12 protein-coding genes are annotated in these 12,031 nt (G+C 37.0%); all 12 read right to left on the reverse strand.

The window, feature by feature from the left end; genetic code table 11:
• Positions 1 to 29: 29 nt before the first annotated feature.
• Complete coding sequence (aspB, locus tag ACIQ7L_RS03525) at positions 30 to 1,217, reverse strand: aspartate transaminase AspB (protein ID WP_400566664.1); 1,188 nt, start codon at positions 1,215 to 1,217, stop codon at positions 30 to 32.
• 20 nt (positions 1,218 to 1,237) lie between these two features.
• The gene (locus ACIQ7L_RS03530; RefSeq protein WP_400566667.1) at positions 1,238 to 1,744 is read right to left on the reverse strand and encodes a cell wall elongation regulator TseB-like domain-containing protein; all 507 of its coding nucleotides are present in this window, start codon (positions 1,742 to 1,744) and stop codon (positions 1,238 to 1,240) included.
• A gap of 7 nt (positions 1,745 to 1,751) precedes the next feature.
• Positions 1,752 to 1,922: a YpmA family protein gene (locus tag ACIQ7L_RS03535; protein WP_000412180.1), complete on the reverse strand. Its 171-nt coding sequence runs from the start codon at positions 1,920 to 1,922 to the stop codon at positions 1,752 to 1,754.
• A gap of 247 nt (positions 1,923 to 2,169) precedes the next feature.
• Complete coding sequence (gene dinG / locus ACIQ7L_RS03540) at positions 2,170 to 4,962, reverse strand: ATP-dependent DNA helicase DinG (protein ID WP_400566669.1); 2,793 nt, start codon at positions 4,960 to 4,962, stop codon at positions 2,170 to 2,172.
• A gap of 195 nt (positions 4,963 to 5,157) precedes the next feature.
• Positions 5,158 to 5,541: an aspartate 1-decarboxylase gene (gene panD / locus ACIQ7L_RS03545; protein ID WP_097897211.1), complete on the reverse strand. Its 384-nt coding sequence runs from the start codon at positions 5,539 to 5,541 to the stop codon at positions 5,158 to 5,160.
• A gap of 13 nt (positions 5,542 to 5,554) precedes the next feature.
• Positions 5,555 to 6,403 carry a pantoate--beta-alanine ligase gene (gene panC / locus ACIQ7L_RS03550; protein ID WP_400566672.1) on the reverse strand — a complete coding sequence of 283 codons (849 nt, stop codon included), beginning with the start codon at positions 6,401 to 6,403 and terminating at the stop codon, positions 5,555 to 5,557.
• Positions 6,403 to 7,239 (reverse strand): 3-methyl-2-oxobutanoate hydroxymethyltransferase, encoded by an 837-nt coding sequence (panB, locus tag ACIQ7L_RS03555; RefSeq protein ID WP_400566674.1) that lies wholly within the window; start codon positions 7,237 to 7,239, stop codon positions 6,403 to 6,405. The genes panC and panB overlap by 1 nt, the downstream gene beginning before the upstream one ends.
• A 385-nt stretch (positions 7,240 to 7,624) precedes the next feature.
• The gene (locus tag ACIQ7L_RS03560) at positions 7,625 to 8,605 is read right to left on the reverse strand and encodes a biotin--[acetyl-CoA-carboxylase] ligase (protein WP_400566676.1); all 981 of its coding nucleotides are present in this window, start codon (positions 8,603 to 8,605) and stop codon (positions 7,625 to 7,627) included.
• Positions 8,590 to 9,783 (reverse strand): CCA tRNA nucleotidyltransferase, encoded by a 1,194-nt coding sequence (locus ACIQ7L_RS03565; RefSeq protein WP_400566679.1) that lies wholly within the window; start codon positions 9,781 to 9,783, stop codon positions 8,590 to 8,592. Before ACIQ7L_RS03565 ends, ACIQ7L_RS03560 begins: the two co-directional genes overlap by 16 nt.
• Positions 9,770 to 10,915: an N-acetyl-alpha-D-glucosaminyl L-malate synthase BshA gene (gene bshA / locus ACIQ7L_RS03570; RefSeq protein WP_400566681.1), complete on the reverse strand. Its 1,146-nt coding sequence runs from the start codon at positions 10,913 to 10,915 to the stop codon at positions 9,770 to 9,772. Before bshA ends, ACIQ7L_RS03565 begins: the two co-directional genes overlap by 14 nt.
• The gene (bshB1, locus tag ACIQ7L_RS03575; protein WP_400566684.1) at positions 10,912 to 11,616 is read right to left on the reverse strand and encodes a bacillithiol biosynthesis deacetylase BshB1; all 705 of its coding nucleotides are present in this window, start codon (positions 11,614 to 11,616) and stop codon (positions 10,912 to 10,914) included. The genes bshA and bshB1 overlap by 4 nt, the downstream gene beginning before the upstream one ends.
• Positions 11,617 to 11,627: 11 nt before the next feature.
• Positions 11,628 to 12,023 (reverse strand): methylglyoxal synthase, encoded by a 396-nt coding sequence (gene mgsA / locus ACIQ7L_RS03580; protein WP_400566686.1) that lies wholly within the window; start codon positions 12,021 to 12,023, stop codon positions 11,628 to 11,630.
• Between the last annotated feature and the right edge of the window lie 8 nt (positions 12,024 to 12,031).

A 12,031-nucleotide genomic window follows, 5' to 3' on the forward strand; every position in this document is an offset into this window, starting at 1 on the left:
ATTTGACGTACAAATGCAAGAAATACTTGTTAAGCCTGTACTTTACTTTTCATAAACGTATTCATTCGTTCCAACGCTTTCTCTAATTGTTCAAGAGATGTTGCATAGGATAAACGAACATTGTTTGGCGCCCCAAATCCTGTTCCTGGAACAAGGGCTACTTTTTCTTCTTCTAGCAAGGCTTTTGCCCATTCATCAACTGTTTCGTATCCAGCTAATGCTACAGCTTCTTTTACATTTGGGAATAAGTAAAATGCGCCTTGCGGTTTGATACAAGTGAAACCAGGAATTTGAATTAATTTATCATAAATAATGTTTAATCGTTCTTCAAATGCTTGACGCATCATTTCTACAGGCTCTTGCGGGCCCGCATATGCAGCAATTGCACCGTATTGAGCAATTGAAGTAGGGTTTGACGTACTATGACTCGCTAAGTTTGTCATCGCTTTAATAAGCTGCTTATTTCCTGCTGCATATCCAATGCGCCATCCTGTCATAGAATGTGATTTCGATACACCATTAATAATAAGAGTTTGTTCTTTTAATGCATTAGAAAGCTGAGCAATTGAAGTATATTCTACTCCACCATAAACTAATTTCTCATAAATTTCATCAGAAACAATTAAAATATCGTGTTCTAAACATACTTCCCCAAGCTGACTTAATTCTTCTTTGCTATAAATCATTCCTGTTGGATTGCTCGGTGAATTAATAATAACAGCTTTTGTTTTCTCTGTAATTGCCTCACGCAGCTGCTCTGGTGTAATTTTGTACTGATTGTCTTCTAAACCTTCTACATAAACTGGCTTACCACCAGCAAGCTTTACTTGCTCAGGATAACTTACCCAATAAGGAGTTGGGATGATAACTTCATCTCCTTCGTCAAGTAACACTTGGAATAATGTATAAAGCGCATGTTTCGCACCATTACATACAATAATTTCAGTTGGATCATACGCTAATCCTTGATCACGCGTAAATTTCTTCACAATTTCTTGTTTTAACGCATTTAACCCACCAGTTGGTGTATATTTCGTATGTCCTTCTAACATCGCTTTATGTGCAGCATCTATAATATGCTCCGGCGTATTAAAGTCAGGTTCTCCTGCCCCTAATCCAATTACATCATGCCCTTCAGCTTTTAATGCTTGTGCCTTTGCCGTAATTTCTAAAGTTGCAGACGGTGTTAAAGCAGCTACTCGCTTTGCTAATTTCATTTGTGGTTTTCCCCCTGTATCTATTTTTCAACGCTGTAATGTGCAGCATAGACCCCATTTTGAAATTCTAGATAATAATACGTATAACGACCTTCCTGATCAATATATGTAATTTCCCACACTGGAACATCGTTTTCGGCACCTAATTTTACTTTTAAGATTTCTTTCGGCGGTTTTGGCTTAGGTTCTTTACTTTCTTCTTTCAACTGTTCAGTCATTTTTTGTACAGCTTGCTTCTCAGAAATCCCTTCGCTCTTTTTCTTTACGAGAACATCTCCTTTTTTCTCAGGTACCCAAGCAATGATTTGTTCTCCCTTTTCATCTACACCTTGTACGACTGTATATGAAGATTTCCCGTTATAATAATCAACGGATTCAACCTTTGTAAGCTTTGCTTTTTCTTTTGCAATTTCTACAGCTTTTGATTCTTTCGGAATTTTCTTTTCCATTGTTGCATTATAAACATGCACCCCATATAATCCACTGGCAACAATAACGATAATGATGGCAAAGATCCATTTTTTCATTGTATCACTACGTTCTGTATATCGTAAATACTGCTGTTTCTTTTTCGTTCTCGTCTAGTGCCAGTCCGAACATGAGGTCCTGTTCCTTTAATGTACGATTCAAACTATCAACAATTTTATATAGGTCAGACGAATATTTAATACGCGTCGTTGATAGCACTTCGATTTTCTTCTCCATGAAAACTCCTCCGTTACACAAAATTTCTAATTATAGAAGAACGCAATGCGGTTACAATAAGAGTACATTCTTTACAACCCCTGCTTCATCACCCATCTATTATAGCAGGACATGTACAGCAAAAAAAGGTTTCAAATCGAAAAGCAACGTAATTTGTATACAAGAAGTAAGAAAAAATAAAATTCCTCCTACCCACATTTTACGCCTGAAGTACAATTTACTTCAGGCGTATTTTTCCTGCAATTTGTTATTCCTCTAGTCGCTTCAATAATTGGTCTAGTGTTTCTTCATAAAGCGGGACATTCGGAATAGATTGCAAAAATTTCTTCCCATAAAAAGAAGTTGTTAGTCGACGATCTAATACAAACACCGTTCCTGTATCTGTGGTTGTTCGTATTAATCGACCAAAACCTTGTTTAAAGCGAAGAATAGCTTGCGGAAGCGCTAGTTTTGTAAATACATCTTCCCCTTTATTCCTCATCCATTCACTTTTTGCCTCCATCATTGGTTGATGAGGCGGTGTAAATGGCAAACGAACAATGACAAGGTGGCTTAAAGCATCTCCGGGAATATCAATTCCTTCCCAAAAACTACTTGTTCCTAACAAAATAGCCTTGTCAAACTCTTGAAATTTCCGAACTAAACGACTACGACTTCGATTATTTACACTTTGCGTCAGTATTACGTATTCTTCTAATTCATCTTCATTTTTTAAATTTACATACGTTTCTTTCAACATTTCATAAGAAGTAAATAGTACAAGCATTTTTCCTCTTGTCGCTTTAGCGATTTTCATAATTTGTTTTGATATTTCACTAATATATTCTTCTTCCCGAACTTCTTTAATAAGCGGGACATCCGTTGGAACCATTAACTTTACTTGCTCTTCATAATGAAACGGGGATGGAACCGTTAGTGTATCTGGCGCAAAATCATGTAACCCTAATTCTTCTTTTATATAGTCAAATGTATGATTAACAGTTAACGTTGCTGACGTAAAAATAACGCTTCGCTTTCTTGTTAAAAACTCATCAGCAAATCTTTCTCCTATATGAATAGGTTGTGCATATAATACTGTGGAATGAATGGTACCTTTCGTTTCTGTCTCCATCCATGTCACATATGAGTTTTTCTCTAATATAAGCACCTGTAATGAATGAACCATCTTTCTTAATAACTCTATAAGATGCATAAACTCGCCTGTAATAACATGCATTTCCCATTCTAATGTACTTTGCAATATATCAGCTTGCTTCTCCAGTAAGGCTAGTAATTTTCTTAATTCATATATAAATCGATTTGTTAATTCAGTAATACTATTCCAGAGCTTCCCATGCTCTTGTTCCGTATTATACCGATAAATAAGAGGCATATTGCTTGACCCTTGTTCTTGCCTTGTTTGTTTAAATATGAAAGCACGTAACATTTGGAATAACTCATCGGCATCAAATTTGATTTCCTTGAGCCTATGACTCATCATACGAAAAGTGGAGCGCGATGCTTGCTCTGATTTTTTCATCATTTTATACACCTTTGATAATACATCATCGGTTTCTAGCGTACCAAGGCGCGATAAAATGAACTGAAAATACATACATGAAAACTGTTCTCCAAGCGTTCTACTAGCGACTTCTTCGATATGATGAGCTTCATCAAAAATGATATAGTTACAAGATGAAAAAAGTGGCTCTTCACTAACAAAATCTTGCAGCAGCAATGCATGATTTGTAATTACAATATCTGCAAATAATGCTTTATTTTTTGCACGTTGATAAAAACAACGGCTAAACCAGCTGCTTTTTGCTCCGCCAGGACTATATATATCACTGCAAACACGATTCCAAAATAGCTTTCCACCCTCTGGAATATTTAGTTCGTCACGATCACCAGTTTCTGTTTGTAATAACCAAACTAAAATTTTCGCTTTTGTAAGTGCAACGTCGTAGTTCTTCTCTTCCTCTTGCAAGGAATACTCAAATTTATGCAAACAAAGATAATGCCTTCTTCCTTTTAAAAGAGCAACCTCAAACGGAAATGGTAATACGCTTTGCAACAGTGGAATTTCCTTTTCCAGTATTTGTTGCTGCAGCTGTACTGTTTGTGTACTTACAATTACAGACTCTTCTTTTTTCTTTGCAAAATAAATACTTGGAAGAAGATATGCTAGCGTCTTCCCTGTACCCGTTCCTGCCTCTATTAGTGAAAAGCGAGAATCTCTTAATGCATCATATATTTCTTTCATCATTTGCTGTTGGCTTTCTCTTTTTTCAAAGTTAGGCATCTTTAATTCAAGCTGTTCCATTGACTTATGTAAAAAAGAACTGAATTTAGACGCGTTATTTTCACCTAAGTGTAATGAATAGTTCCGTTTTCGAAGTGCAATATTTCGGTAAATTTCATACGCTTTTGTTTCCTCTGTCCCATCCGTCATTTTCTTTAAAATATTTTCCGAAATAATACGAGCAATATCACTTTGAAATACATCACTTAATTCGTATAAAGATTGTAAAGTAACAAGCGGTAATTTTTCAATTTGAGTGAGAAATTGTAAAAATAATTCTGCTGTTACAAGTGCATCGCTATCTGCACGATGTGGTTGATTATGCTCAAATTCATGTTTTTTAGCTAAATCTCGCAATTTATAACTATCAGCTGTCGGCAATAAAATCTGCGCCAATTCAACCGTATCAATTTTAGGACAATATATTTCTGTATATCCAGCCTGCTTTAATTCCTCCGTTAAAAAGTTCCAATCAAAGTGAACATTATGTGCTACAAAAGATGCACCTTCTAATAGCTCAACAATCATCGGGGCTACATCACGAAATAGCGGGGCTTGTTTTACGAGATTTTCATCAATCCCTGTTAGTTCTGTAATAAATGGGGGAATCTCTCTCTTCGGGTTAACAAAAGATGAAAAAATCTCTAATATTTCTCCATCTTCCACTACAACGGCTGCAATTTGGGTAATTTTGTCCTTCCCATCTTTCCAGGAGTTCCCTGTCGTCTCTAAATCAACGACGACATAACGCTTGCTCATATGTAACACCTCAATTTCTTACCTTTCAAACAACAAAAATTCATATATTGTTACTATACCACGTTTTATCTCATCTTAATGAACTGATACACAAAATGAACTGATTTTGTTTCATGAATTACATTTTTTCATTCATTTACTTTGAGCCACCTCTACAAATAAAAAAGCTATCCCTTATAGAGATAGCCTTCCTTCTTATAATATTGTTCCTGCTTTTTCAGCGCCTAGCATTTCAATAATTTGATTATGATCGTCTAGCACTGCAATTTTTGGTACTTGCTTATTTACTTCTTCTGCTGCAACTAATCCGTAACAAATAATAATAACTTTATCTCCTGGTTGTACAAGCCTTGCAGCAGCCCCATTTAAACAAACAACGCCGCTTCCGCGCTCTCCTTTGATCACATACGTCTCTAAGCGGGCTCCATTATTATTATTTACAATTTGTACTTTTTCATTTTCTACAATTTCTACAGCATCCATTAAATCTTCATCTATAGTAATACTACCTACATAATTTAAATTCGCTTCTGTTACCGTCGCACGATGTAACTTTGCTCTCATCATTGTACGAAACATAGATGTCTCCCCCTCATTTAACCGTTAATGTTATATTGTCAATTAATCGTGCATTTTCAAATTTAACCGCAATTGCAAGAATAATTCGTCCTTCGATCTTGTCTATTTCTGTCAATGTTGGATACGCATATATATCCGCGTAATCAACAGTACCTTTTGTATGTTTTTCAATGTATTCTTTCACAAGATTCGTAATAGCTTGTGGATTACGTTCTCCTTCTTCAATCCGTTCTTTCGCTATACATAAACTACGATATAAATGCGGTGCTTCCTCACGTTCTTGTTCTGACAAATATACATTGCGGGAACTTCTTGCTAATCCGTCCTCTTCCCTAACGATATCGACAGGTACGATTGTAATCGGTATATTAAAATCACTTACAAATCCTTCTATAACAGCAACTTGTTGCGCATCTTTCATACCAAAATAGGCACGAGTTGGCATTGTGATATTAAATAGTTTCATCAATACAGTGGCAACACCCGCAAAATGAACTGGTCGTTGTTTCCCACATAACACGTCTGTACGCTCTACCACTTCTACTTTTGTAGTCTGCTGTGCTGGATACATTTCTTCCACACTCGGATAAAATAAATAATCAACACCAGCTTCTTTTGCTACCTTCTCATCCCGCTCAATATCCCGAGGATAACGATCTAAATCTTCATTCGGTCCAAACTGCAATGGATTTACAAATACACTTAAAATAACAACTTCATTTTCTTTTCTTGCACGGCGTAATAGCGTGGCGTGTCCTTCGTGTAAATATCCCATTGTTGGAACAAAACCAATCTCTTTCCCACTTGCACGAATTTCACTCGCAACCTGCTGCATGTCTTGTACTGTTGTTATAATTTTCATTATTGTTTTCCCCCGTATAATGCTACATACTCTTCCTCTTTCATTGTGAACGAATGTTTTTCTTCAGGAAATTGTCTCGTTTTTACTTCAGCAACATATTGTGAAATCCCACGTACAATTTCTTCTTGAACAGACGTATATTGCTTCACAAATTTCGGAACTCGATTCACTCCATACGAGATCAAATCATGATAAACAAGTACTTGACCATCTACTTTCTTCCCTGCACCAATTCCAATTGTAGGAATTGTTAACTCCTCTGATACAAGCTCTGCTAACTGCATTGGCACACACTCTAACACAATTGCCATCGCGCCAGCTTCCTCGCATTTCTTTGCATCTTCTAATAATTTTTTTGCACTTTCAGCATCTTTTCCTTGCACTTTATAACCACCTAATACGCCAACAGATTGAGGCGTTAAACCAAGATGTGCTACAACAGGAATTCCTGCATTTGTTAAGTACTGAATGATTGATAAGACCTCGCCTGCACCTTCCACTTTCACTGCATGCGCTCCGCTCTCTTGTACAATACGACGCGCATTATGCATTGTTTCTTGCAGTGATACATGATAAGACATAAACGGCATATCCGTTACAATAAACGTCTCTTTCGCCCCACGGCGAACTGCTTTCGTATGATGAATCATATCCTCTACTGTTACTGGAACTGTGGAATCATATCCAAGTACAACCATTCCAAGAGAATCCCCAACTAAAATCATATCGACTTCAGCTTCTTCTGCTAATTTAGCAGATGGGTAATCATACGCTGTAAGCATCGTAATCGGCTCACCTTTCTCTTTCATTTTCAAAAAATCTGTTTTCGTTTTCAAAAACTACTCCTCCTTTATTCAGGAGAGAGGAGATGGCCGAAATCATATCAAAAAACCCCTCTGGCCATAAAAGGGCAGAAGGGTTGTGTTAATCGGCAAATTTCATCCCTCTGTCCCAGTCCGGTGTTGGATCAAGGCAGAATCCAAATTATTGTTCTTCATCGCTTGGAATCATGGTGCAGTTCGCTCTGATACTGCCCATATTCGAACTAATTATAGCAAACTAAGAAAGGGAATTGCTACACTTTTTCGAAAAAATAACTTCCTCTCCCATTACGGTATGTGAAATTCTTAAAGTGACACTCAGTATAATAGGACTCACAGCATTTCTTCTCATATTAGCTTCTATGCAAGTAAAAAGAAGTTCCTAAACAAGAACTTCTTTTTACTTAATTTCTATATCAGCAGAATGAATATGATGTACATGACCTTGATAATCTTCTAATATCAATACGCCATCCTCTGTAATTCCTTTTGCTACACCAATGATTGTCTGTTTCAGCGTTCGGGCTGTAATTTCTTTCCCAATACTTATCGCATAGCTTTCCCATAAGAGCTTAATAACTGAAAATCCGTTTTTTACATACTCTTGATACAACTTTTCCATTTGTAAAAAGATCTGTTGCATAAGCTCCGCACGAACAATTGGCTCTCCTGATTCAATCGCTAACGACGTAGCAATCTGCTGAATCTCATCAGCAAAATGTTCTTGCCGTTGGTTTACGTTAATTCCTATTCCCATAATAACAGCGTTAATTTTGTCCGGATCAGCTTGCAACTCTGTCAAAATACCAACGGCCTTTTTTCCTTGAATTAAAATATCATTGGGCCATTTAATTCCTACACTCACACCTGTACATTTCTCAATCGCTTGCGCTACACTAACAGCTGCTAGTAATGTAAGCTGAGGAGCATGATGAACAGGAATAGAGGGACGTAAAATAATACTCATCCAAATTCCGGTCCCCTTTGGTGAATACCATTTTCTACTTAAACGACCGCGCCCTGATGTTTGTTCTTCCGCAACAACAATTGTCCCTTCCACTGCTCCTTCATACGCAAGTCTCGCTGCAATATGCTGCGTAGACTCAACAGACTCCTCAAAATAAACGGTTCTCCCTATAAATTCTGTTTGTAAGCCTAATTGGATTTCATTAGCTGTTACTTTATCTGGCTTACTAGCAATTCGGTATCCTAGGCGGCGCACAGCTTCAAGTTCGTATCCTTCACTTCGAAGGTCCTCCATGTGCTTCCAGACAGCTGTTCTTGAACAGCCGAGCTTGTCACTAATTGTTTGACCAGATACAAATTCGCCATCTGCTTCAGAAAAAACTTGTAATAATTGTTTTCTTATAGTAGATTGCATCCCTGTAGCCACTCCCTTATGTTCTCTTTCTCATTTACTAACTGCCCTTGTAAAATCTCTTCTTCAATCTTCTGCAATATTTCTGCTACCCAAGGGCCTGGTGCTTTGTCTGTCCAATTTAATAAATCATTACCGCTTACATTCATTTCTTGACGATTCTGAATGGATAATGAATCAAACAACGTCTGTACTTGATCTACTGAAGACATATCATAATTTTCTATAATCGTTTGATACACTCTTTCTGCCATTAAAGCAACTTGAATACCGGTTTTGTATAGAAAAACTGCATCCCATGACTTTGATTTTCTAGAACGAATAGCTAGTAAAACAGCGACAATATCTTTTATTTTTTTATTTGAAAATTTCCATTGTCGTAAGAAAACAGATGGATGTTCTTCCCCAATACAATATAGGAAAAATGCCCATGCCTCGATATCAGTTTCAAAAGAATCCCAGTTATATTGAGCCGCCCTCAAAATTTTCTCTTCTGACATTTGTAAATACGGTAAATGAGTAAATAGTTTCGTTTCTACTAACTTTTGAAGCCCCTTTACACAATACGTACCCGTCAATAACTTTTCAAACTCAACTGTAATTCTTTCAATCGCTATATGTTCAAGTAAATGTCCATACATTTCAATGGCACACTTTGTTTTTTCTTCTAAGGAGAACCCTAACGTACTAACAAAACGAATCCCACGCATCATACGCAGTGCATCTTCTTGAAAACGGTCCGCGGCATTTCCAACTGTTGCAATTTCTTGCCTATGAATTGCCTCTTGTCCCGCAAATAAGTCAATGATTTTTCCTTCTTCAGTCATCGCAATCGCATTCATAGTAAAATCTCGTCGTTTTAAATCTTCTTCTAATGAACGAACAAACTGAACACTACTTGGTCTGCGAAAATCTTCATAATCACTCTCTGTTCGAAATGTTGTCACTTCATACGGAACACCATCTTGGACAACAATAACAGTACCGTGTTCAAGACCAACAGGGACGTGCCTTGGGAATAAATGCATCACTTCCTCTGGAAGAGCTGATGTTGCAATATCAATATCGCCAATCGGTCTATTAATAATGAAGTCACGCACGCTCCCACCAACAAAATACGCCTCATGCCCATGTTGTTTTAATGTCTCAATAATTGCTCCAGCTTGTTTAAATCGTTTCATTTTTGTCATCCCTTAACATGTCATAATAAATCGCCTCATATTGTGAAACGATTTTTTCTGAACGAAATTGCTCATATACAGCTTCCATTGCTTGCTCTGCCATATTTCGATGGTGATTCTCATTCTTAAGTAGCTGTATCGCTTGTTGTGCTATCCCTAGCGTATCACCGACTTCGCATATATATCCTGTTTCACCATGTTTAATAACCTCTGGAATGCCTCCAACCCGTGTTCCAATACATGGCACACCACACGCCATTGCTTCTAGTAAAACAAGACCAAAGCTTTCTTTTTCTGATAAAAGTAACATTAAATCACTCATTGCAAGAAGCTCTGCAACATTATCCTGTTTTCCTAAAAACAAAACGTGTTCTTCAATATGTAAACTTTTCACCAACTGTAAAATTGTACAGAACTCTGGTCCATCACCAACAAGTAGTAACTTCGCATTGACTTCCTTTACAATTCTAGCGAATGCATGAACGACATCCTGTACACGCTTGACCTTTCGAAAATTCGAAATATGAATCAATACTTTTTCATCTTCTCGTATGCCATACTCTTTCTTTAATTGTGACATATCTCTCTTAAAATAAACACGCTCATCAATAAAATTATATACCGCCTGAATCTCTTTATTTGGCTTTACAACTTCATTCGTTTCTTGAATTAACGAGTGAGATACAGCCGTAACAACATCAGATTGTTCAATACCAAATCGTATTAAATTATTTAGGGAAGGATCTGAACCGAGCACAGTAATGTCTGTTCCATGTAACGTTGTAACAATTTTAATATTGTCTCCTATCATTTGTTTAGCTAAATATGCACAAATCGCGTGCGGTATTGCGTAATGCACATGTAAAATATCAAGATTTTCTCTTTGCGCAACTTCTGCCATTTTACTTGCTAATGCTAAATCGTACGGCGGATATTGAAAGACAGAATATTGATTGACCGTTACTTCATGAAAATAAATATTTGGATATACTTTATTTAAGCGAAATGGGACACCTGATGTAATAAAGTGAATTTCATGACCTCGTTCAGCTAATTGTTTTCCGAGTTCCGTTCCAACAACTCCAGAACCACCCACAGAAGGATAACATGTAATACCTATTTTCAATTTCATTTACATCCCCCTATTAAATCAGTATGTAATAAAACTGGCTTCTTACTCATAAATCCCTCGGCATACATAACTCCAACTTCTTTTCCAAACATTTTCTCACGAGCGATTACTGTTTCAACATATCCTTCAGTTAAAGGTGTCTTAACACCATCACTTCCAGTTGTAAACTGACTTTCATATGCTTCTAATGCTGCTACCTTTTCAGAAAGATGCTCACTAATATCAATGCAGAAATCCGGTTTATGAAAACCATTAATCATATAATAATAAAAAGATTGCACACGATGTGGCGGAATTTCTGGCATATATTTACGAACACCCGCTGAAAATACAGCTTCTTCCACAAGTTTTGCACAATTCGCATGATCTGGGTGGCGATCTTCATAGTATGGTGCAAAAATTAGCGTTGGCTTATATGTACGAATAATCTTTACGATTTCACGTATATATTCTTCTTTCATATACAAACCACGGTCCGGCATTGCTAAATTAATCCGCTTTTCAACTCCCATAATCCGAGCAGCTTCCTGAGCTTCTTCTTTTCTTAATTCCACCGTTCCGTTTGAAGATAAATCAGCTTCTGTTAAATCACAAATGCCAACTTTATATCCTTGTTTCGTATATTTTGCAATGGTGCCTGCCATGCCGATTTCAACATCATCGGCATGAGCACCAAACGCTAATATATGTAATCCACTCATAATTGTTCCCCTCATTTTCTTAACTTTCGATAGTCTAAATCTCCCCGATCTAATGCATGCATTAACATTTCAGCACTTGCCATGTTCGTTGCAAGCGGGATTGCATACACATCACATAAACGAAGCAATGCATTTACGTCTGGCTCATGTGGCTGTGCTGTTAGCGGATCTCGGAAGAAAATCACCATATCTAAATCATTTTTTGCAATCATTGCACCAATCTCTTGATCACCACCAAGAGGACCAGATTGATATCTTGTAACAGCTAAACCTGTCGCCTCCATAATACGAAGACCTGTCGTTCCCGTTGCAAAAAGTTCATGTTTTTCAAAAATTGATTTATATGCGTATGCGAACGAAACCATATCATCTTTCTTTTTGTCATGTGCAATTAAGGCAATCTTCATCAATTGTC

The organism is Bacillus sp. NPDC094106 (assembly GCF_044764345.1).
Classification (GTDB): domain Bacteria; phylum Bacillota; class Bacilli; order Bacillales; family Bacillaceae_G; genus Bacillus_A.